The sequence below is a fragment of the Streptomyces yamdrokensis genome (genome assembly GCF_053890455.1).
Genome location: NZ_CM132679.1, coordinates 6,164,754 through 6,186,944, shown reverse-complemented (window position 1 = coordinate 6,186,944; position 22,191 = coordinate 6,164,754). Strand labels below are relative to the sequence as shown.

At 70.0% G+C, this 22,191-nt stretch carries 15 protein-coding genes and 3 pseudogenes; 11 read left to right on the top strand and 7 right to left on the bottom strand.

The features are described 5' to 3' along the window. Nucleotides 1-21: 21 nt before the first annotated feature. The 6 genes from ACWZEH_RS27480 (at nucleotide 22) to ACWZEH_RS27455 (ending at nucleotide 8,009) form a co-directional block, all read left to right on the top strand. Entirely contained in the window at nucleotides 22-4,722 is a 4,701-nt protein-coding gene (locus tag ACWZEH_RS27480; RefSeq protein ID WP_456193764.1) for a P-loop NTPase, read from the top strand. A 417-nt stretch (nucleotides 4,723-5,139) separates the two neighbouring features. Beyond that, entirely contained in the window at nucleotides 5,140-5,454 is a 315-nt protein-coding gene (locus ACWZEH_RS27475) for a hypothetical protein (RefSeq protein WP_456193763.1), read from the top strand. Between the two features lie 234 nt (nucleotides 5,455-5,688). Next, entirely contained in the window at nucleotides 5,689-5,856 is a 168-nt protein-coding gene (locus ACWZEH_RS27470; protein ID WP_456193762.1) for a hypothetical protein, read from the top strand. A gap of 29 nt (nucleotides 5,857-5,885) precedes the next feature. Next, on the top strand, nucleotides 5,886-6,182 hold the full coding sequence (locus tag ACWZEH_RS27465; RefSeq protein WP_456193761.1) for a hypothetical protein: 297 nt from the start codon (nucleotides 5,886-5,888) through the stop codon (nucleotides 6,180-6,182). 220 nt (nucleotides 6,183-6,402) lie between these two features. Further along, a complete protein-coding gene (locus ACWZEH_RS27460; protein ID WP_456193760.1) occupies nucleotides 6,403-7,143 on the top strand; it encodes an SDR family NAD(P)-dependent oxidoreductase in 741 nt (246 codons plus the stop codon). A gap of 587 nt (nucleotides 7,144-7,730) precedes the next feature. Next, nucleotides 7,731-8,009: a GlsB/YeaQ/YmgE family stress response membrane protein gene (locus tag ACWZEH_RS27455; protein ID WP_456193759.1), complete on the top strand. Its 279-nt coding sequence runs from the start codon at nucleotides 7,731-7,733 to the stop codon at nucleotides 8,007-8,009. Nucleotides 8,010-8,459: 450 nt separating this feature from the next. Here ACWZEH_RS27455 and ACWZEH_RS27450 read toward each other — a convergent pair. Further along, nucleotides 8,460-9,064, bottom strand: a pseudogene (locus tag ACWZEH_RS27450) (RNA-guided endonuclease InsQ/TnpB family protein); the annotation flags it as partial. A gap of 460 nt (nucleotides 9,065-9,524) precedes the next feature. Here ACWZEH_RS27450 and ACWZEH_RS27445 point away from each other — a divergent pair. The 3 genes and pseudogenes from ACWZEH_RS27445 to ACWZEH_RS27435 all read left to right on the top strand — a co-directional run. Next, nucleotides 9,525-9,947 (top strand): hypothetical protein, encoded by a 423-nt coding sequence (locus ACWZEH_RS27445; protein WP_456193758.1) that lies wholly within the window; start codon nucleotides 9,525-9,527, stop codon nucleotides 9,945-9,947. Nucleotides 9,948-10,529: 582 nt separating this feature from the next. Then, nucleotides 10,530-11,026: pseudogene (locus tag ACWZEH_RS27440) on the top strand (IS5 family transposase); the annotation flags it as partial. A gap of 449 nt (nucleotides 11,027-11,475) precedes the next feature. Next, nucleotides 11,476-11,724: pseudogene (locus ACWZEH_RS27435) on the top strand (transposase); the annotation flags it as partial. 54 nt (nucleotides 11,725-11,778) lie between these two features. On the opposite strand, the gene ACWZEH_RS27430 reads toward ACWZEH_RS27435, so the two are convergent. Together ACWZEH_RS27430 and ACWZEH_RS27425 are read right to left on the bottom strand one after the other, a co-directional pair. Next, on the bottom strand, nucleotides 11,779-12,192 hold the full coding sequence (locus ACWZEH_RS27430) for a DUF6086 family protein (protein WP_456193757.1): 414 nt from the start codon (nucleotides 12,190-12,192) through the stop codon (nucleotides 11,779-11,781). 157 nt (nucleotides 12,193-12,349) lie between these two features. Then, on the bottom strand, nucleotides 12,350-13,405 hold the full coding sequence (locus tag ACWZEH_RS27425; protein WP_456193756.1) for a beta family protein: 1,056 nt from the start codon (nucleotides 13,403-13,405) through the stop codon (nucleotides 12,350-12,352). A 545-nt stretch (nucleotides 13,406-13,950) separates the two neighbouring features. Between ACWZEH_RS27425 and ACWZEH_RS27420 the strand changes: the two genes are divergently transcribed. Then, nucleotides 13,951-14,919 carry a lipase family alpha/beta hydrolase gene (locus ACWZEH_RS27420; protein ID WP_456193755.1) on the top strand — a complete coding sequence of 323 codons (969 nt, stop codon included), beginning with the start codon at nucleotides 13,951-13,953 and terminating at the stop codon, nucleotides 14,917-14,919. Nucleotides 14,920-14,976: 57 nt separating this feature from the next. On the opposite strand, the gene ACWZEH_RS27415 is transcribed toward ACWZEH_RS27420, so the two are convergent. Together ACWZEH_RS27415 and ACWZEH_RS27410 are read right to left on the bottom strand one after the other, a co-directional pair. Next, nucleotides 14,977-15,369, bottom strand: coding sequence for a CoA-transferase (locus tag ACWZEH_RS27415; RefSeq protein ID WP_456193754.1), 393 nt, complete (start codon nucleotides 15,367-15,369; stop codon nucleotides 14,977-14,979). Nucleotides 15,370-15,429: 60 nt separating this feature from the next. After that, nucleotides 15,430-17,094, bottom strand: a complete 1,665-nt coding sequence (locus ACWZEH_RS27410) for a long-chain-fatty-acid--CoA ligase (protein WP_456193753.1) — start codon at nucleotides 17,092-17,094, stop codon at nucleotides 15,430-15,432. Nucleotides 17,095-17,240: 146 nt separating this feature from the next. Between ACWZEH_RS27410 and hemA the strand changes: the two genes are divergently transcribed. Next, a complete protein-coding gene (hemA, locus tag ACWZEH_RS27405) occupies nucleotides 17,241-18,437 on the top strand; it encodes a 5-aminolevulinate synthase (RefSeq protein WP_456199859.1) in 1,197 nt (398 codons plus the stop codon). Between the two features lie 13 nt (nucleotides 18,438-18,450). Here the strand turns inward: hemA and ACWZEH_RS27400 are convergent, their stop codons facing one another. Continuing rightward, a complete protein-coding gene (locus ACWZEH_RS27400; RefSeq protein ID WP_456193752.1) occupies nucleotides 18,451-20,352 on the bottom strand; it encodes an ATP-binding cassette domain-containing protein in 1,902 nt (633 codons plus the stop codon). A gap of 37 nt (nucleotides 20,353-20,389) precedes the next feature. Then, the gene (locus ACWZEH_RS27395; protein ID WP_456193751.1) at nucleotides 20,390-22,099 is read right to left on the bottom strand and encodes an ABC transporter ATP-binding protein; all 1,710 of its coding nucleotides are present in this window, start codon (nucleotides 22,097-22,099) and stop codon (nucleotides 20,390-20,392) included. Nucleotides 22,100-22,191: the final 92 nt, after the last annotated feature.

Sequence of the window (22,191 nt, the reverse complement as noted above, 5' to 3'; positions counted from 1 at the left end):
CGTGCCAGTTCCGTGAGGATCGTGAAACCGCTCGCGGGCGGTTACACCGATGCCCGGGTAATGCTGTGCGACATCGCCCAGGCTCCGGTCGGTGACGGCAACGGGGTGTTGAACGGCCAGTACATCCTCAAGGCCGGGTTCTCCACCAGGCGTCCGCAGGCCGACGCCCACAACGCGTTCGTGCAGGGCCTGGAGGGGTACGGTCGTACTCGCGTTCCGCAACTGGTCCAGTCGCTCCAGGAATCCGGCACCAGCGTCGATGTGTACGACATCGCCGGGTTCAGCCTCGACCATCTGCGCTCGGCCGAGCACGTGGACGCCGAAGACCGGGAGGAGACCTGCGCCCGGGCCTCCAGGGAACTGCTGAACGCCCAGCTCGCCGTCACGGGCCCCCCGAACTACCAGGGCACCGTCGGCTCGGTCCTGCGCGAGTGGCTCGGCAGCACCTTCCCCGACAACCAGCGCGGCTCCCGCGTTCGCGAGGTGCTCGGCCCCGTGCAGGGGAGCAGACACGTCTTCCGCCACGAGGGCGAGTTGCTGCCGAACCCGCTTGTCCTGCTCGATCCCCACGTCGGCCTCTCCGGACGGGATCTGGCGTGCTTCCGCGGGCCGGCCCACGGCGACCTGCATCTGCGCAACGTCCTGGTCCGGGGCTCCCGCCTGACCAAGGATCTTGCGTACTGGCTCATCGACGTCAACTGGGACGCCCTCACCCCGCTTCTGTACGACCACGCCTACCTGGAGCTGTCCGCGCTGCTGTTCGGGCTGGGCCACTCCACCAGCGGCCGGGTGCTCCCCCTGCTCGCCCGACTCGACGAGCAGCCCCTGACGGTGCCCGTGGAGCTGGATCTCAACGACTCCGGTCTCATCACTCTGCTGCGCCGTATCCGCACCGAGACACGGAGCGTTCTGGCCACCCGCGAGCAGAAACGGGAGGACGTCTGGCAGCAGCAGATGCTCATGGCCCGTGTCGCCGCCGGCCTCAACTGGGCCGCCAAGCCCCTCGATGACATGTCTCTGCGCCACGCCGCCCTGGCCAGCGCGGGCTGGGCGGCGCGGCTGCTGTTGCGGGAACGCCACGCCAAGGTGTGGGTCGAGATAGCCAGAGAGGACCCCATCGGCACCGTGGGCCTCGCGACCAGCTCCAGCGCCACCCCGGTCACTGCGGAGAAGGCCCTCCGCCTGTGGAAGCCCTTCCGGCAGACCCACTCGGGCATGGATCTGTTCCTGGTCTCCGACAGCGTGGCCGCCAAGCCCGAACTGGCCGCACTTGCGCACTGCGGCTGGGCAACGGTGATCGACCTCGATCCGGACAGCGACGGCAACGGCCTGTCCTCGCTCGTCGTGTCCGATCTCACCGAACGGCGCCACGTCAGCGTCTTCGGCGAGAACCTCGATCCGGTCCCCTCCGACAACGCGACCAACTGGCTGATGGCAAACGGCTGGACGAGTCATGACGAGCCGAGCGCCGACTCCGACGACCTGTGGCGCCGCCGCGGCCATCTCAAGCGCGTCAGGGAGCTGGTGGACGCGACCCACGAAGGCACTCCGAACCAGTCCGCCGCCGTCCTGGTCCTGCGCTCCGGACACCGGGACCAGCAGATCGACCGTGTGCTCGACTACATCGACGAACGGTACGACGGCATCGCCAGGAAACTCGAACTGGCACAGTCTCCCGCCATCAACGGGATCGACCTCGACGCCTTCATCACCGTCGTCGCCGAGTCCCTGCCACTGGACAAGAGTGGCACCTCCCCGTCACTGCCCGGTCTCGACGGGAAGCGCTGGGCGCTGAGATGGTCCGATCTCCAGCGCCTTTCGGTTGATCTGGAGGTACTGCACTCCGAAATCCTCTCCGACGGCGTGCCCGCCCAGCAGACGGCGGACGAGTTCTGGCGCGGCCGCCCGCCCACCTGGCAGGAGCTGGAAGTCCCGGTCGATGTCAAGCGTGATGCCTACGACGCCCTGGAGAACGAAATCACCCAGCGGCTGAACGACCACCAGCTCGCCACCGTGCGTCTCGATCACTCCCCCGGCGCCGGTGGCACGACACTGGCCCGCCGCGTGGCCTGGAACCTGCACCGCACCTATCCGACCGTGCTCCTGCGCACCTACTCGGACACCACGGCCGACCGCATCGACGAGATCTATCAGGAGACCGGCTACCCCGCACTCGTGATCGCGGAGTCGGCGATCCTCCCGGACTACGACCGCGACGAACTGGTCCACACCCTGGCCCAGCGCAACACCCGGGCCGTTCTCCTATGGGTGAACCGTACGAACATGCGGCGTAAAGGCGGGCACCAACTGCTCGACCCGCTGCAGGGTGCGGAGCGCAGCCGCTTCCTCAAGAAGTTCCGGGAGCGCGCGGACACCGACCGGGCGCGCCGACTCCTGGACAGTCTGTCCGAGGGAGCCGCCGACGAGGTGGCCGTGCAGAAGCTGTCGCCGTTCTACTTCGGACTGTGCGTCTACGAGGAGCAGTTCGAGGGCATCGCCCCGTACGTACGCAATCACTTCTCCAAGCTGACCCGGGAACAGAAGGAACTCGCCCGCCACCTTGCCCTGCTCACCCGTTACGGCCAGGAACTCGGCCTGTCGATCGTCATGGTCGATTCGTGGATGCGACGCGAACGGCCGGTCTACTCGCCATTGACCAACGCCGAACTCAGCGAACTTCTCGGCCCGGACCTACGTCATCTGGTCGTGACGGAGCGTGGCGCGCTGCGACTCCTGCATCCCCTGATCGCGGAGTACGTCCTCAAGGAGGAACTCGACGGCGAGCAGTACAGCCTCGGCAAGATCTCCGTGGACTTCATCAGGCGGACGACCGCCCTGCTCGGTCCCGACAACAGGACCACCGCACACCTGCTGAACGAGCTGTTCATCAGGCGCACCAACATGGCCAGGGACGGGCAGAGGCCGGACAACTTCTCGGAACTCATCGAGAGCATGTCGACGGAGGCCGGCGCCGAGGTGTTCGAGGTGCTGACCACCGAGTGTCCGGACAACGCGCACTTCTGGAACCATCGGGGCCGTTTCGCCATTTACAAGGTGCGGGCGGACTTCGGCGCGGCCGAGAACTTCGTCCGCACCGCCGTGGAGAAGTCCAACGGGCGGGACGCGACCCATCTGCACACCCTGGGCATGGTCCGCCGGTTCTGGATCGAGAACGCGCTCGAACAAATACTCAGGGACGGTGAGCGTCACACACCGGAAGAACTGCTCGCATCCGTGGAACCGTTGTTCGACCGTGCGATGGAGGCCTTCACGGACGCCGCCAAGTACAAGAACACCGACTACACGTGGTCCACCCCCATCCAGCTCATCGCGACCGTCGTGGAACGCCTCTGGAAGGCCTCGGGTGAGGCGAGCCTCGCGGAGTTCATGGAGAGCGACGCTCCCTCGGCCGTATGGGTGACCGAACAGATAGGCCGGGCCGAGGAGCTTCTCGACAACCTCCGCAACATCAACGCCGAGGGTAACTACTACAAGCGGCTCGACAACCAACTGACCCTGCTGTACGGGGACGTCGAGCGGCTGGTCGAGCAGTGGCAGGAGCTGCGTCGGCGTGGCACGGCGAATCCCGAAATGGACCTGGCCATTGCCCGCACCTTGTACGCGAAGGCCGGACGGGACTGGTCGCAGCTGACCGAGGATCAGGTGCGGACCATCGCCCAGATGGCGGAGGAACCCGTCAACAGCGGCCGTGCCACCAACGCCGACCTGCGGTTGTGGTTCCAGTCCTATCGCAAGCTCCCTGAGTACTCCGAGACGCACGCCCTCGAACGGCTCGCCTGGTTCGCCTCGGAGCGCAACAGCCTGGATGCGAACTACTACCTCTACATCCTGCACTTCCTCATCTGGTACCGCGGCGACGCGCAGGACGAGGAGCGCATCCGCTACTACCTCGAGGAATCCACGCGACTGAGCCGTGCGCACCGCAGGCAGTGGAGCTTCGAGTGGCTCGGCGGCGATTCACGGCCGCATCCGCTGGTGCACTTCAGCGAGATGGGCCAGCAACGCCACGGGTCGACCGGCTTCTGGAGCCACCCCCAGGAGCTGGTGCGGGTGCAGGGCATCATCCAGGAGATCAAGAGTCCTCAGTCCGGAAGGCTGAGGGTCAGGCGCGGCCGTCTTCCGGCCTTCTTCACCCCCCGCAACCGTTTCCGGAAGACCCGTGACATCGAGGCGCCCGTCGAGTTCTACTTGGGCTTCAGCTACGAGGGCCTGCGTGCCTGGGAGCCCACTTATCCCGGGGAGACACCCGAGGCGCTGATCAACGCGGAACCTCCCAGGAAGTCGCCGCTCCTGAGTGCGTCGAGTCCAGCCCTGTCCGTCCCCACGCCCACGCCCACGGACATGAAGGCAACGCCCGAACCGCAACCGGAGGAACCGCCGGCACCCGCGAGCGCTCCGCCCGGCCCGAAGCCGTATCGGGTCGATCCGGCGATACTGCGCTCGCTCGCCGCCCGCCGGAGTGGCCGAGGCGAACCCGCGGATTTCCGAGGAGCCGTCCTCGACCTGGTGCAACAGGCTCGAGGAGAGGAACGCACATTGACCTCACTGGAGCTGGGCAAGACGCTGCAGACCCTGTTCGGGATGGACGCTTACAAGCGGTTCCTCAGGGACACGGGCAGAGGAAAGCTGAAACTCGCCGTGCAGACCCTCGGCTTCAGAATCACGCCGACCCCGCAGGGCTTCGACATCGACCTGCCCTAGGTGCGCTGTCCAGGGAGGGCGCGGGCGCCACGCTCCGCGTCGGCGTCCGGGTGGGTGACGAGGAATCGGCCGCTGAGCGGGGTCGAGGGCGTCGGTGATCTCGGCGAGGTGGAGTTCGCCCCGACCTCGTCGTCCGCACCGGCGAGGGACGCACCACGCTCGCCGTCGTCGACGCCAAGTACAAGGTCGAGAAGGCCGACGGGCCCCTCAACGCCGACCTGTACCAGGCGGGTTCCGCGGCTCCGCCGTTCGCCACACCACCGCCCCTTGGGACCGCGCCTGCGCACCATCGTCCTCGGAGCCGCCCCTCGGCCACCTGTTCACCCCCGCGGAAAGGTCATGGACGCGCGGCACAGGGAGTGTCATGATCACGCGGGTGCCCGGCGTGGGTCCGGTGCACAGGGAGGGAGTAGGAGCATGAGGCTCTACCTCGGCATACCTGTGATTCTGCTGGCCTTGCTCATCGCCGCCTCGGGTGTGGCGGCCATCGCCCGCGGATGGGTGCTTCCCACGAACCGGAAACCCGTCCGCCGCCCGAAGTTCTACGGCTGGGGGCAGTTGGTGGTTGCCCTCGCCCTTTGCTGTCAGGCGGTCTTCGGGCTGATGAGCAACAACCTCGACACCCGGCAGTGGGGGACTCTGACCGGCGGCGTGCTCCTGGTGACCGGTCTCCTCGTGACGGCGGTGAGTCAGCGCACGACTGGACATCAGCAAGGGACCAGCGCGCCCTGAGCGGAGAGCCTGATGATCAGGGCAGTGGTCGGCGGGCTCCGTCGGCCCGACGGCGACCGCTCGCAGTGGGCTCTCACGGCCGGCTGCCGGGCCGGGCCGATCAGAGCCACAGCAGCAGCCTTCACCTTCCGCATCGCCCCAGGCCGGCCCCACCAGAACCGGCATGGGCTCCGCCAACGAGAACGCTCACCGCGCACCCGCCCGTCACCACCATCGGACAGCATCTGGAGCGACATGTTCGAACGACGCATCGGAGCCGTCCTGGCCGCCGCCGGGGCCACGTTGACTTTGGCCGGTGCAGCGATGTACGTCCTGCCCGGGCCCGGCCTCCCTTTCCTGCTCATCGGCCTCGCCGCCCTCGTCACCGGACTCGTCGTGATCGTCACCACGCGCCGCACCTGACCCCTCAGCCGCAGGAGCCCCCCGCCGCCGTGACCTGGCACCGGATCGGCCTGATCCTCTTCTCCCTCACCCTGCTCCCGGCCGGGCTGATCATGGTCACCGGTCACGTGCCGGAGCGTCTGCGCACCCGGCTTGCCCCGTCAGCACCACGCGGCTGGGCGGTCCTCGCGCTGTACGCCGCCGCGCCTCTCAACACGGTCCCCCGTCTGGCCGGCGCCTCACCAGCGATCACCCTGGCCGCTACCGCCACCGCGGGCATGGTGGCCGCAGGCGGATGCGTGGTCGCGGCCATCGCCTCGCACCGCACAACAGGCTCCGCGTCATGACGAGGGCACGGCGCCGACGGCGCGGGACCGGATCGGTCAGCCTCTGGTGGCCACGCTCACCCTTGGACTCCGGCTGCTGCGCCGCTTCACGGACCAGCCCACGGACCTCCTCGTACTCCGGTGAGGTTTCGCAATCAGGACGGTGCCGCCTTCCCGGAGGTCGAACGCCAGGTCGGATTCCCGCCAGCTTCCGGCGCCGGTGCCGACAATGCTCGACCTCATGAACCGACTCGAAGGAAACGTGGCCCTCATCACAGGCGGAAGCCGGGGTATCGGTGCCGCTGTGGCATTACGACTGGCCGAAGAAGGCGCCGACGTCGTCCTGACCTATGAGAACAGCACGGAACGCGCCACCGAGGTGGTGGAGCAGATCAAGGCCGGGGGGCGCCGGGCCCTCGCCCTCCAGGCCGACAGCGCGGTCCCCGAGGCGCTCACCGCCGCGGTGGACGAGGCCGCCGCGATGTTCGGCAGACTCGACATCCTGGTCAACAACGCCGGCGTCTTCCTCGTCGGCCCACTGGAGGACATGGGGGCGGCAGAGATCGACCGCACCCTGGCGGTGAACATCCGGGCGCCGTTCGCGGCGTCCCAGGCGGCAGTTCGCCATATGGGCCAGGGCGGCCGCATCATCAGCATCGGCAGCAACGTCGCCGAGCGCGCGGTCTTCCCCGGACTGGCGCTGTACTCGATGAGCAAGACCGCTCTGCTCGGGATGACGAGGGGCCTGGCCCGAGAACTCGGCCCGCGTGGAGTCACCGTCAATCTCGTGCACCCCGGCCCCACCGACACGGACACCAACCCCGCCGACGGGCCGAACGCCGAGACGATCGCCGGCTTCACCGCTGTCGGCCGCTATGCGCAAGCGGCCGAGATCGCGGCCACGGTCGCCCACCTCGCGAGTGCGGACGGCTCGTACATCACCGGAGCCTCGATCCACGTCGACGGCGGCTTCACCGCCTGACGGACGAGCCCGGCCTCCCGGCCGGGCCGAGGGCCCGGCCCGCGAGAGGGACGGCCGCCGCGTGATCGTCGGGGGTGGTGCGGACTCCTGAGGATCGCACGGTGGCCGCGGACTTTGCTTCGGCGGCTGCCGCCGAGGGATCGGTGGCCTACTCGTGATCAGTGCAGAGGTGGGCAGTGAGGGTCGCGCAGGCCCACTCCTCCCAAGCCCCGGGGGTCCAGCCCCGGTCGCGGACAAAGATCAGGTACAGCTCCGGGCTGAGCACCCCGTACAGCAGGTCGGCGGCGCGGGTGGTATCGACGTCGGGGCGGGCGTCGGGCTTGGAGGTCAGTGCCTTCGCTGCCGCCGCCGCGGCGTGAGCTCAGCCGTACCGGGCAACTTCGGGCAGCGGACGTCGCGCACGGCCGTTCCTCCGCGCGTCCTCGTCGCGGCCCGCAACCCGGCCCGGGCCGTGGCTTTCGACGTCACGCCGCCCCTCCCGGGCCGGGATCCGACAGAACCAAGATGCGGAAGAGACGTTTGTCCGGGCGAGATTGGTGCACACGATGAGCTAACACAACCTTTACACGACGGAGCGGAGACACCCCATGGGCATCATTGCGTGGATCATCATCGGTCTGCTCGCCGGCGCCATCGCCAAGGCCATCATGCCGGGCAAGGACCCGGGCGGCATCATCATCACCATGCTCATCGGTATCGCCGGCGGTCTGCTCGGCGGCTGGCTCGGCAAGGTCATCTTCGGCGTCGACTCCATCGACGGGTTCTTCAACCTCTCCACCTGGATCGCCGCGATCGCCGGCTCCCTCATCCTGCTCGCCCTCTACCGGCTCATCACCGGCAACCGGCGCTCGCACCGTCACGCATGACCCGTAGAGGCATACGCCTCCGAACTCACCTGGACGGCTCCCTCCCCTGTTCGCAGGAGTGGGAGCCGTCAGGGTGTACGGACAACGCGCTTCGGACGAGGGCTGAGCGCGACCGCGTCCGGGCATGTCGACCCGGTGGCGGGCGTGGAGCGGCCGCCCGCTGCACCCCGGCGTGCGCGCCCCTGCGCTCGTCGCCCGCCACCGGGGCACGGAATCCCGCGACCTGGTGATGACGCGCGGGAGAAGGCGTCGCACCGACTGGACGTCCGGGGTCACCCGTACGTCTTTGATTGCAGTGGGACCTCGACGCCCACCACCGCCGAACTCGTCGCCTCCGGCAGGACGGGACGGCGAGGGGCGGTACGGCCGTGCTCGTGCTCGTGCTCGTCAGTGGTCCCGGCCGGCCGGAAGCACGTGACTCCTCCCCCGCGTGAACGCGGGGGCTTCTCGCTATGCCGGGTTGGCGTCGCGACGGACCAGCCCGGCCCGTAGAAACGTTGAGTGCGCCCACTGTGTCCGCTGTGGCCGCGTGCGCGCTGTGGCCGCACGAGACGCAGTGGAACTTCTCCTGGGTGGGCCGGTTCTCCGCTGAGACGTGCCCGCGTTCGGGGCGGGTCCGGGAGGTGTTGCGGGGGTCCACGGCGATCACTTCTCGTCCGGCGCTTTCAGCCTTGGCGTGCAGGATCGTCAGGAACACCCCCCCCCGCCGGCATCCGAGATCGAGTGGTTGAGTCCGGCTTTCGCGGCGGCCCCGTTGGGCAGGAACGCGCCGGCTGTTCGGGATCGGGCTTCGGCTTGGGGGCCTTGACCATGTTGCGGATCCTGAGGTCTTCGTGCGCGATGACATCGTGTGCGCGGATCAGGCCCAAGGCGGTCTTGTGTGCGTGGTCGAGCCGCTGACGGCGGACCTTGCGGTGCAGGTCTGCAATCTTCTGGACGGCCCGTTGGTGGCCGGCGGTGCGCTTGTCGCGCCGGACTCGCGGGAATCTGGCGAGGGCTTGCTGTGCGGCTTCCAGCTTCGCGGCGGCCTTGCGCCCGTGACGCGGGTTCCGAACTTGCCGACAAGCAGCCCTCCGGCAGAGAGGGTGCACTCACCGCAGGTTGTCTCCTGCTTCTCGTACTGGTGGCGGACGTGGCGGCCGGACTGTTGGTCGTCATCGCGCTCGCCGTCCGGGGACTGGGCCGGATGGACGCCGGCTCCGGACAGACAGCGGCCAACGTGCCGCCCCTGGACTGGGTGCCAGTGCCGGGCTTCGGCGCTCCGGCCCTGGCGGTCGGCGTAACGGCCTTCGTACTGCTGCGGATCGGGCACCGGATTGTCGGGGCGGTGCAGCTGACGCTCTGCGTTTTCCCGGCAGTCCACACGCTGAGGTCTTGGCCCTGCCTCAGATGTGGTCGGAGTGGCTGCGCAAGAGGTCGTTCTGGTGGCATTTGGCAGCAGCTTGTCCTGAAGGACGCTCATCAGTGGTTGCTCATACGGTGCCGTCCGGTGTGGCGACAGGCGATACTCGCCCTGTGGACTGGTTCGAGCAGGCTCGGGCGGCGGAACAGCTTCAGGACTGGGACGTGGCGATCGCGTTGGTGAGCATCCACGCCGAGTGCCACTCCAACGATCCGGACATGCACGACAACCATCTGTGGCACATGGATCTGCTTGCCCGTGCGGAACGGGTTCCGGAACTTACGGAGCGCGCTCTCACGGATGTCCACGCACGTCGAAGGCTCAACAGGTCGCTTCGAGAGCGGGGGATGGAGGCGACGCTTCGCAACCGTGCCGAAGACGGTGACCGTGGCGCCCTGTACGTCCTTGTTCGACTGCTGTGCGAGACGAGTCGGGTGCAAGAAGCCCGGCAAGCAGTCCAGGACATTGGCCCGGAGGACCAGTACGCACACCGGATCGTGGCCAGGGGTTACCGGAATGCACCTCGTCAGCCGTGAAATCCCCCATCCGTGATCAACTCGACGACCAGCCGGACCGCCGGTCACAGTAAGCGCGGCCGCAGCACCAGGTTCTGTCCGGCCGATCATGGCCTGTGGGGGGATGCGGTCCATGACTTGTATTCGAAGGGGCCGTGCCGCGTAGAACACCAGCTTCACTTCGGTCGCGGGAACGTGGCTGGGGAAGACCCTGGGTGCGGTATCGCGATGTCCCCGGGCTGTCGGGAGCAGCGAATGCCGCCGTCCGTGTGCTCGAACGGGAGCGATTGTCTCCGGGCGTCGTGGCAGTGGCGTTGAGCGTGTGGTCCGTGCGTGTCCATGGCACCAAACGCCGTTGGAGACGGTGGGAGGCTGAGTTCACCTGCTCTTGCTGCGGTGAGGGCTGGGCCCGGGACAAACTGCAGGACGCTCTGTTCATGCTTCCGCCAAGAGCCGCCGCCGAACTCCGGGTGCAGGTGGAGCGCCTGGACGTGGTGCTCCTCGGGCGAACGCATCACGAGCCGGTGGCAGACCCAGAGCCGGCGTGGTGGCATCGCAGGTGCTGACCGTGCCCATGCCCCCCGTTGATTCGCTGGCTCTTGTATGACTGGTCGGGGCGATCTGACAGAGGCGGAGTGGCGACGTCTCGAGCCGCTCCTTCCGAGAGGCAGCAACCGCTGCGGGCGGTGGCGCGATCATCGCCAGGTGGTCAACGGCATCCTGCACCGGGTGCGGACCGGGGCGCAGTGGCGTGATCTGCCGGAACGCTGTGGGCCGTGGAAGACCGTCCATGAGCGTCATCGGCGCCGGCCGGCCGACGGAGCCTGGGAACGGCTGCTCCAGCAGGTGCAGGCCCAGGCCTATGCCACCGGTGGGATCGACTGGGATGTCTCAGTTGACTCCACCTCGATCCGTGCCCACCAGCAGGCGGCCGGCGCACGGAAGGCGCCGCCACCCGCCGCATCAAAAGGGGCGGCGGCTGTGGCACACCAGAGCGGAAGACCGTGGGTGGGACTGTGCGCCCGCCTGGTGGAGGTGGTGCAGGAGGTGAAGCGCTCGGTCGCTCCCGAGGAGCCTTCACCACCAGGATCCACCTGAGTAGGGCGTCGGCCATTGTCATCCCACAGTTTCTCGCACATGACGGCCGACCGGCCAGCCCAAAACCCCTTCGCCCGCATCCCGAGGAGTCGGCGAGGGCAGTGGGGGCGTTGATCTCGGCAGGAGTGGCGGCCAGGTCCGAACGAGTGGCTGTGACCAGCACATTCGGTACGCGTCCTGGCCGCATCATCAGGTCGGTCGGTCCCATGGCGGCCAGCAGGTCCATGGAACCGTGCCACAGCACCCTGTCATCCACGGTGAAGACCTTCTCGTGCATGCTCTCCCGGTACTCGACCGTGCAGCCCGCCGGTCCGAGCTGTGCCACGAGTTCCGCATGCCGCTCGACCGCCGGTTCGTTCGGCCGTTCCTCCGGGCCCGGGTGTGGATCACGATCTGAACACCCTCGGCGGCCCGCGCGGCCAGGATCCTGGACCATCGGGGCACGCGGGCCTTCGGTCAGATGCTCACCGAGCGCCAGGGCGAACGGTTGCCGCAGTGGCTTGATGCCGTCCGGCGAGACAACCTCCCCGGCCTCCACACGCTCGCCGCAGGCATCGACCGCGACCGGGACGCCGTCGCCGCCGGCCTCACCCTGCCCTGGAGCTCCGGCGTGGTTGAAGGACACGTCAACCGGATCAAGACGCTCAAACACCGGATGTTCGGCCGAGCCGGCTTCGCTCTTCTCCGTAAGCGTGTTCTTCTCTGCACATGGGGCACGACATACGCCCCTGCCACGGGTGCCGGCAGACGAGCCTCAGGGCGCTATGTGCCGGATGAGCTCGTGTGACCTCTGCTGCAGTGCGGCTGTCCACTCCTTTGCCCGGGGATCCGAAGCCGTCCTGAGATAGCGGCTCTCGGCGCGCTCGGCCACCTGCCAGTTCACCTTGATGTTCGCTTTCTCAGCCAAGGCCAGCACCGTGGCAACGAACCCTTCGGACAGGGTGGCCATGATGGCGTGCCTGGTTTTGCCGTGCCAGGCGAGCAGGGCGTCGACGAACGCCGCGAATGCGATGGGGTCGATCCGACACTCGTCGGCTTCCATGGGGCCGATGCCGGACGGCAGCCCCACTTCGGCTTGATAGACGGTGACCTGGCTCATGAACAGCCGGGACGCCCCGTTGGACGGGTTCCACAGGGTTTGGTCGCCCACTTTGTAGTACTGGCTCACGTCAGCCTCTCACTGCTGGTCATAGAGGGTCGACGCTGCGGTCGGTCAGCCCTCCACGAAAAGTGAGCCAGAGCCCGATCCCACGAACGAAGCCACGTCGACCGTACGACGTATCCTGCCACCCCCTTTGCGGGGCACCAGCAGGAGCGGTTCTGGTTCAGCGGAGAGGACTCCGTTCACCGAGGCTCCGCACCACGAACGTGATGTGCTGGATGTTCCCCACCTGGTTCCACGTGGAGTGGTTGCCGGTACTGATGGAGCCCCCGGCCCTGTCGCGCAACCACCTCTCCCCCGCTCCCGTGTCCACACCCCGGAAATCCGCGAGGCCGGTGAGGCAGCCTGCGGCCCGCCGGCTGGCCTCGTCGTACTGCCTACCGTGCGGCACCTTGGACAGGTGGTAGGAGCGCGCGGTGGTGTAGCGCAGCACGCCCCACGGCGGGCCCCCGTTGCGCGAGGGCGGAGTCCGAGTGACGTAGGCGGCGGGGTGGGTGCCGTAGTCGCCGTAGCGCAGTCGGGGCAGGTACGGGCGCTCGCTGTGCCGGATCTCGTGCCAGGTGTCCCAGTCCGTGCGCGGGGCCTCGTACGGGACGCCCTCCCGGAAGTCCTCGGGCGGTTCGGGGAATCCGCCGGCGACGACGGTCACAGTGCGCCAGGAGGTCAGCGGGATCAGGGCGTCCAGGGCACGCAGCGCCTCCTTGGCCGCGTCGGGGCGGTCGGGCAGGACGGTGGCGAGGTCGAGGAACAGGTCGGCGGGATGGCCTGTGGGCAGCCGGTCGAGCAGCGCGGCGACGTCCGTAATCGTGCGGCCGTTCCAGTCGCCGGGGAGGCGTACACGGATACCGAGTCCGTCCTCACGGTGCCGGGCCGCGGCGAGGGCTAGTGACTGCTGGGCGCCGGGGCGCCCGGGTCCGGTGACGGGCCGCAGATTGCGGTCGTCCCACCACTCGGGGGTCAGGACATCGGCCAGGACCGTCGCTTCGGCGTCGTCGGCGAAAGGCGCGTCCAGCCAGGCGGATCCGCGGCGCTGTGCGGTGGAGATGTCACCGGCCTCCTTGGCGATGCGTTCGGCCAGTGGTTTCGGCGGCATCCCGGGGCGGGGCGGCAGCGTCCACAGCGGAACGGCCTGACGCCGCACGTCCGGCGTCAGCGCGCGGTAGGCGGCCGCCGCGTGGGGCCGGGTCGGCAGGACGGGAACGTACAGCGGTACGGACACGGCGTTCCCCCTCGGCGCTGCCCGTGCTCGGTTCTTCCTTCGCTCTCCCGCGCTTCCTTCGCTTTCCTTCAGGGTGAAACCAGTGAAGAAAGCCCGAAAGGGCGCCAATCAGCCACGATCCGGCGAGGGGCGGGGCCGGCACGGCCTCTTCCGACGGGAACGGTTCGCCCGTGTCCCTGTCCCGTCACACGCTGTCCGACCTGCCCTATACGGTCGACGGCCTCGACGGCAGCTCGGAGACGCTAGCCGGGCACCGTTCCGTGCTCAGCGGCAGAACGCCGGGGCTTCACGCCACCGTCCTTGACGGTGCCACAGCGCCGGGCGCCCGCTGCCCTGCCCGGGCTCACGTCCTGCGCGCCGGCAGTGGTCCCGCAGCGCCTTCCCGCTTCTCGAACCTGCCCCGGGAAGCACTCACACCCGTCGGCGCGATCTTCACTCGGCCGGACCATCCCGTGGTGCCCCACCGTTCGGCGGAACGCAGTGTCGTCATGCAGTCACTCCCCCGAACGTTCCCCTCGGACATTCCCCTCGGAGAAAGAGTGGTCATGAAGCACATACGGCACGCCGCCCGGCGGGCACTCCCCCTGGCCGTCCTCCTTCCCACCGCCGCCCTGATGGCCGCCGGCCCGTCCGCGGCCTCCGAGAGCGTCGGCGGTGGTGAACCTCATGAGGGCGCCAGGCCCACCATCGTGCTGGTGCACGGTGCCTGGGCGGACGCCTCGGGCTGGAACGAGGTCATGCGGAGCCTCCAGGCCCAGGGCTATCCGGTGGTCGCCGCCTCGAACCCGCTGCGCAGCCTCTCCGGCGACGCCGACTACCTCGCCGACCGGCTGAAGTCGATCAAGGGCCCCGTCGTTCTCGTCGGTCACTCCTACGGCGGTGCGGTGATCACCAACGCGGCGGCCGGCAACCCGAACGTCAGGTCCCTCGTCTACGTCGCGGGGTTCGCCCCGGACAAGGGCGAGACGGTGCTGGAGCTGATCGCCCGGCACCCCGGCAGCCACCTGACGGACGACCCCGAGGCACCCCTTCCCACCGCGCTGGACGCGGTGCCGCTCGGCGGCGGCCCCGACGACGTGGACCTGTACATCAAGCCGGACACCTTCAGCGACGTCTTCCTGAGCGACCGGCTCGACGCCGCCCGGGCGAACGCCCTGGCCGCCTCGCAGCGGCCCGCGAACGCGGCCACGAGCGGCCAGCCGAGCGAGGGGGCCGCGTGGAGGACGATTCCCTCCTGGTCCCTCGTGGCCACCGACGACCGCACGATCGGTACCGAGAACCTGCGCTTCATGGCCGAGCGGGCGGGCTCGACCACCGTCGAGGTCGATGCCCCGCACGCCGTACTGGAGACCAACCCGGGTGACGTCACCGACCTGGTCCTGCGGGCCGCGCACGGCGCGCGCCCCGGCCTCGCCGAGACGGGTGCGGGCGAGCGGACCGCGCTGCTCGGCGGCGCGGCGGTCCTCGCGGTGGCCGGGGGCGCGGCCCTGGTCGTCCGGTCCCGACGCGCCTGAGGCCGGCCCTGCCAGGGGGGCGGCCCGATGGCCTGCCCGCGGTCCGTGGGCAGACCATCAGTGCGTTCTCGGACAGGCCGTCGCCCCGTGTCCTGCTCCTCCGGGGCGAGCAGCGGCACGTCGAGGCGGCCGGCGAGCCCGTACACCGCGGCGCCGAAGGTCCGGGCGGCCCTGAGTCCCCGGGGGTGATGCCGAAGACCGCGAGGTCCGTGCAGACGCGGTCGACGCGGCGCAGCCCGGTGACCCGGTAAGCGGACAGGTGCAGTCGGGCACCAGCTTGGGGACACCGCTCTTCGTGAGGGGCGTCATCCTGACGAACACCTTCCCGGCGCCGGTCGCCGGGCCCATGGCTCCGCCGACGGCGGGGACGGCGACGGCAGGGATCGCGTCGGGAGCCCCTGTGCGCCAGTTGGCCGGGGCACCGGTGGCCGGCACCTGGAACGCGCCCATGACACGGACGCCGGACGGCCGCCGCCGCGGGCCCGGGCGAAGGCCTCGCGTCGCCGTCGCTCACCTGCCCGGTCCTGCCCCGTCGGACGACTGGAGCAGCGCGGCCAGCTCCGTCTTGAGCACCTTGCCGCTGGAGCCCAGGGGCAGCCGGTCGAGGAAGACCACCCGCCGCGGGCGCCGGTACGCCGCGATGTGCCGCTCGCCCCATGTCACGAGGGAGTCCGCCAGTGCCGCGTCCGGTGTCAGGCCGGCCCGCGGCACCACCACCGCGCACACCTCCTGGCCGTGGACCGGGTCCGGGAGCCCCACCACCGCGACCCCGGCGACGGCGGGATGCCTGAGCAGCGCGTCCTCGACCTCGCGGGGATAGACGTTGTACCCGCCCCGGAGGATCACGTCCTTCTTGCGGTCGACGACGGTCAGGTACCCCTCGTCGTCCAGCATCCCCAGGTCGCCGGTGCGGAACCAGCCGTCGACGAACGCGGCGGCCGTGGCGTGGGGGTCGTCGACGTAGCCGGCCATCAGGTTGTGCCCGCGGACGACGATCTCGCCGACCTCTCCGGCGGGGAGCGGCTCGATGGCGTCCTCCACCGTGGACCGGGCTATGCCGACCTCGACGCCCCAGATCGGTTTGCCGACCGTGCCGGGCTTCCGGGGCCAGTCGCGCTGGTTGTAGGCGACGCAGGGGGACGTCTCGGTGAGACCGTACCCCTCGTAGACCGGGCAGCCGAAGGCGGCCTCGAACGCGGCGAGCGTGCGCACCGGCAGGGCCGAGCCCCCGGAATAGGCGCGGTCCAGCCCCGGCCGCACGGGACGGCGGGAGGCCGCCTCGACGAGGGCGAAGTACATCGTGGGCACCCCCATGAGGACCGTGCAGCCCTCGCTCTCCATCAGGTCGAGCGCCCCTTCGGCGGTGAACCGCCGCATCAGCACGAGGGTCGCCCCGGCGCGGAAGGACGTCCCCATGCCGCAGATCTGGCCGAACGTGTGGGAGAGCGGAAGGCAGCCGAGCAGTACGTCGCCGGCACTCATCCCGAAGGGGGCGAGCATCGTGGTGCCGACGTTCATCACCAGGTTGAGGTGCGTGATCGCCGCGCCCTTGGGGCGGCCCGTGGTGCCGGAGGTGTAGAGGATCACCGCGATGTCGTCCGGTGCCCGGGGCACCGGACCGGTCATCGGGCCGGCGGTGGCCGCGAGTCCGTCGAGCGCGGGGTGCCGGCGGCGGCCGTCGCCCGCGCCGACGGTGAGGACGGGTGCGCCCGCCGCCTCGGCCGCCGCTTCCGCCTCCCCGAGCAACTCGGCGGAGCAGACGAGGGCTCGGGCTTTCGAGTGCCGGAGGATGTGGGCGATGTCGTCGGTCTTCAGCAGCACGTTCACGGGTACCGCGGTCGCCCCGAGGGCGAGGATCGCGAAGTAGGCCGTCGGGAAGTGCGGGGAGTTGGTCACCAGCAGGCCTATCCGGTCGCCGGGGCCGGCTCCCCGTTCGCGCAGTACCGCGGCGTACCGGAGCACCGAGTGCCAGAGCGAGCCGTAGGTGATCCGCTCGGCGCCCGCGACCACCGCGGTGCGATCCGGCCACCGGCCCGCGGAGTCCGAGAGGATCGTGGCCGCCGAAAGGGCCGCACCCCGGGCCGCGGGCGTGCGACCGTCGCGGGTGGGAGGTCCGGCGACAGCGCCGGAGTTCGTCGTGAACCGCTCTGCCGGGGAATTTCCGTAAGCGCTCATCGTGACTCCGGTTCACTCCGTTTCGAGTGCCGGTAAACGGCGGCTACCGGCCGGACGACAGCATGAAACGTCTTCTGTGCAAGACCCGCGGTGGATCCTAGGATGAGCCCGACCCGTTGGGAAGCGAAAAGGAGCGGACCTTGGACATGTCCTCGTACATGGACTTCTTCGTGCGCCTCGCCCACGAAACCGGTGACCGAAAGAGGGAGTTCCTCGAACTCGGCCGCAAGGCGGGTCGGTTCCCCGCGGCAAGCACTGCGGATGGCGAGATTTCCATCTGGTGCAGCAACGACTATCTCGGTATGGGGCAGCACCCGGATGTCCTTGACGCCATGAAACGTGCCGTGGACGAATACGGCGGAGGATCCGGAGGTTCACGGAACATCGGCGGAACCAATCACTGCCATGTGGCTCTGGAGCGCGAGTTGGCCGAGCTGCACGGAAAGGAGGACGCCGTTCTCTTCGCCTCGGGGTATTCCGCCAACGAAGGATCACTGTCGGTGCTGGCCGGTGTGATCGACGGCTGCCAGGCGTTCTCCGATTCGGCGAACCACGCGTCGATCATCGACGGGTTACGGCACAGCGGCGCCCGCAAGTACATATTCCGGCACAACGACGGCCAGCACCTGGAGGAGTTGCTGGCCGCGGCCGATCCGGCCAGGCCGAAGTTCGTGGTTCTGGAGTCCGTGCACTCGATGCGGGGCGACATCGCGCCACTGGCCGAGATCGCCGGCCTGGCCAAGCGGTACGGAGCCGTCACCTTCCTCGACGAGGTGCACGCGGTGGGCATGTACGGCCCGGGCGGAGCGGGCATCGCGGCCCGGGCCGGTCTGGACTCCGAGTTCGCGGTGGTGATGGGGACCCTCGCCAAGGCCTTCGGCATGACGGGGGGTTATGTCGCGGGGCCGGCCGTGCTCATGGACGCGGTGCGCGCCCATGCCCGTTCCTTCATCTTCACCACGGCGCTGCCGCCGGCGGTCGCGGCGGGCGCGCTCGCCGCGGTGCGGCATCTGCGCGGTTCGGACGAGGAGCGCGAGCGGCTGGCGCACAACGCGCGGCTGATGCACGGTCTGCTCCGCGAGCGTGGCATTCCCGTGCTGTCGGACGAGTCCCACATCGTCCCGGTCCTGGTCGGCGAGGACCGGATGTGCCGGCGGATGTCGGTCCTGCTGCTGGAACGGCACGGCGCGTACGTCCAGGCCATCAACGCGCCCAGTGTCCCGGTGGGTGAGGAGATCCTGCGGATCGCGCCCTCGGCGGTGCACGAGGCCGACGGGATCCGCCGGTTCGTGGACGCTCTGGACGGCATCTGGTCCGAGCTGGGGGCCGGCCGGCGCCTCTGAAACCCCGTGGGCGTCACCGTCCGGGAGGGTTCCGAGAAGCGGGCCCGGCGTCCCCGGTTCCGCCTCCCGGGCCTGCGCCCGTCCAGATCCGGCCCATTTCGGCGGAGGTCGCCATGACCTCGTCGAAGGTGCCCGAGGCCTCCACCCGCCCCTCCTCGAGTACCACCACACGGTCGGCCGCGCGCAGCAGAGCGGGCCGGTGGGAGACGGCGAGCACGGTGTGCGTCCCGTCCAGCAGCCTCTCCCACAGCAGGTGCTCGGTCTCCGGGTCCAGGGCGCTGGAGACGTCGTCCAGCACCAGGAGGTCGGGGTCGCCCGCCAGCATGCGGGCGACGGCGGCCCGCTGGACCTGCCCGCCCGACAGGCGCAGGCCGCGTGGTCCCACCACGGTGTCCGCGCCGTCCTGCATCGCCGCGAGGTCGAGCTCCATCACGGCCAGGCGCGCGGCCTCGTCGAAGGCCGCGCCGTCCCGGCCCAGCAGCACGTTCTCCCGCACCGTCCCGCTGAACAGGCGCGGCACCTGCGGGGTGTAGCCGCAGCGCGGCGCCACCAGGAACGACGAGGGGTCGGCGATCGGTTCGCCGTTCCACAGCAGGGTGCCCCGGTCGTGGGGCAGCAGCCCGAGCACGGCCCGGACCAGGGTGCTCTTGCCGGAGCCGACCCGGCCGGTGACTACGGTGACGGTGTGCCGCGCCACCACCAGGTCCACGTCCTCCACGCCGTGGTGCGTCCCGGGGTGGCGGGCCGTCAGGCCGCGCACGGCCAGTTCCCGCAGGGGCGGGGCGGGCTCCGGCGCGGTGTCCGGGACGGCGGTCGTCTTGCCGGTTCCTTCCGGCAGGACCGGCGGACCGGCCGGTTCGGAGTACCTCCGCAGCCGGCCGCCGAGAAACCCGGCGATCCGCCCGAGCGCCACCGAGACCCGCTGCAGCCGCACGGACAGCATGCCGATCGACCCCAGGGCCTCGGTCAGGATCTGCAGGTAGAAGGTGAACAGGGCGAGATCACCGACGCTGAAGGCCTCCTCGTCCATCCGGCCCGCGACCAGCAGCAGCACCACGCCGACCCCGATCGGGGCCGCGTTGCCGATCACCGTGCGTTGGACGACGGCGTACAGCTCCTCCCGTACCGCGGCTTCGGCGCGGGCGCCGTTGAGCCGGGCGACGTGCGCGGTGACCTGCGGTTCGGCAGCGGCGGCCTGCACCGCGCCCACCGCGCCCACCATCTCCCTCAGGGCTCCCGCCACCTCCCCGGACGCGGCCCGGGTGGCCCGGCGGTACCGCAGGAACCGGCTGTGGGCCAGCGTGGTGACCAGTGTCAGCAGGACGAGGAGGGCGAGGAGGGCGCCGGTGACCACGGCGTCGATCCGCATCATCACCGTGACCGACGCGACGACGAACAGCCAGTGGGCGAGGTTCGTCGGCGCCCAGGCCACGAAGAACCCCGTCTCGTCGACGTCCTCGCCCACCGTTCGCAGGGACTCGCCGGGACTGGTACGGGCCGTCACCTCGGGCCCACGCAGGGCCGATCCCAGCAGGGCGTGCCGCAGCCGGGCCGTGGTGCCGTACTGGACCCGCGGCTCCAGTCTGTTGATCATCACCCCGAACTGGAGGAACAGCCGCCCCGCCTCGATCGCGGCCACCAGCGCGATGATCAGCCACACGCCCCCGTTCGCGCCCAGCGCGTCGAACAGCCGCTGGAACAGCACTCCCACCACCAGGGTTCCCAGCCGCAGCAGGATCCACAGACCGGTGAGGGTCCAGTAGGCGCGGGACGAGCCGCGCAGCACGTCCACGAGCCGGCCCAGGACGGACTGCCGCTCCGCACCCTCGTCCACGCGCCCCCTGCCCCGGTCCGCCCGTCCTCTGTTCCCGTCCGCCCGCCCCGCTCCGTCGTCCGCCCGCTCCACGCGTCGCACGCGATCCCCCTCCTGTCCCCTTCCCCCACCGGTCCCCTCACCGGGCGGTCCCGGCCGTGCGCAGGAACGCGTGCAAGCGCGACGAGGCATCGGCCGCGAGGACGGTCCGCTCCCCCTCCTCGGCGACCTTCCCGTCGTCCTCCAGTACCAGGATCCGGTCGGCGTTCAGGAGCAGGTGCGGGCGGTGCTCCACCACGACGGCGGTCCTGCCCTCGAGCAGCCGTTCCAGCGCGGGCACCAGAAGCCGTTCGCTGTACGGATCCAGCCGGGCCGTCGGCTCGTCCATCAGGACCAGTCCCGGATCGCGCAGGAACACCCTGGCCAGTGCGAGCTGCTGTTCCTCGCCCGCGGACATGCCACGGGCTCCGGCGCCGAGCAGCGTGTCCAGGCCGTCGGGCAGGGTGCGCAGCCAAGGGCCGAGCCCGGCCTCGCCCAGCGCGGCGCGCAGCCGGTCGTCGGGAACGGCCCGGTCGAAGAAGGTGAGGTTGTCGCGCAGCGCGGCATGGAAGACGTGCACCTCCTGGGTGACCAGCGCGACCCGGCTGCGCAGCGCCCGGGGGTCGATCTCCGTCACGTCCAGGCCGCCGGCCGACACCGAGCCCGTCACGGGGCGGTGGAGCCCGAACAGCAGCCGGACAACGGTGGACTTGCCGCTGCCGGTGCGTCCCACGACACCGAGGCGTTCGCCGGGACGCAGGGTGAAGGAGACGTCCCGCAGCACCGGCTCGTCGGGCTCGTAGCAGAACGAGACCCGGTCGAAGCGGACGCCGGGCCGTCCGGTCGGCAGCACCCTGCCTCCCGTGCGGGGCGCCGTCTCGTGGCCCAGCAGGTCCCTCAGCCGCTGGACGCTCGCGGCGGCGTCCTCGAGGTCACGGAAGCGGGTGGTGACCGCGAGCAGGGGGCGGCGCAGCAGCATGGCGTAGGACAGGGAGGCGAAGGCCGTCCCGGTGGAGAGTTGTCCCCGGGAGTGCAGCCAGGCGCTGACCGCCAGGGCGAGGACGACGCTGACGGCGGACAGGCCCTGCACCGTGGCGGGCCAGCGGACCGAGACGCGGGCCGCGTCGCGGGCCTTTCGGTACAGATCCTCCTGCCGGTCGCCGAGCTGCCGCAGCGTGTACCGCGAGGCTCCGTTGGCCCGGAGGTCCTCCGCCGCCGCCAGGCGCTCCTCGAGGAAGCCCTGCAGGTCCGCCGCGACCCGCTGCCGCGCGGTGACGAAGGGCATGGCGCGGCCCACCAGGGTCCGCAGCAGCAGGAGAGTGCCGACTGCGAACGGGGCGAACACCACGGCCAGCCGCCACTCCAGTCGGAACAGGGCGACGAGGATGCCGACGATCAGCAGCGCCTGCGCCAGCAGTTCCAGGAGCAGCGCCGACATCACCGCGGCGAGCCGGGTGACGTCGCCGTCCATCCGCTCGACGAGTTCACCGGGAGGGTGCTCGCGGTAGAAGCCCGGTGGCCGGCTCAGGCAGTGTCCGACCAGGTCCGCGCGCAATCGGTTGGTGCTGCGCCAGGCGACCCGCGAGGCCAGCGCCTCGGTGCCCACGGTGACCACGAGCACCCCCACGGCGGCCGTCAGGGACCAGACGGCGAGGCCCCTCAGCGTCTCCTGGGAGTCGCCGGAGAGTGCCCCGTCGATGAACCCGCGCAGCAGGTAGGGCGCCACCAGCTGGAGACCTATTCCGGTGGGAACCAGCAGAGCGAGCAGCGTCATGGCGGTCCGTTCGCCGCGCAGGTAGCGGACAAGCATGGAAAGGTGCCGTAACGGACTGCCTGCCAACGCGTCCCTCCCCCATTCGCCCGGCGGCGAGCGGCCAGCATAAAGTCCCGTGCGCCTCCTTG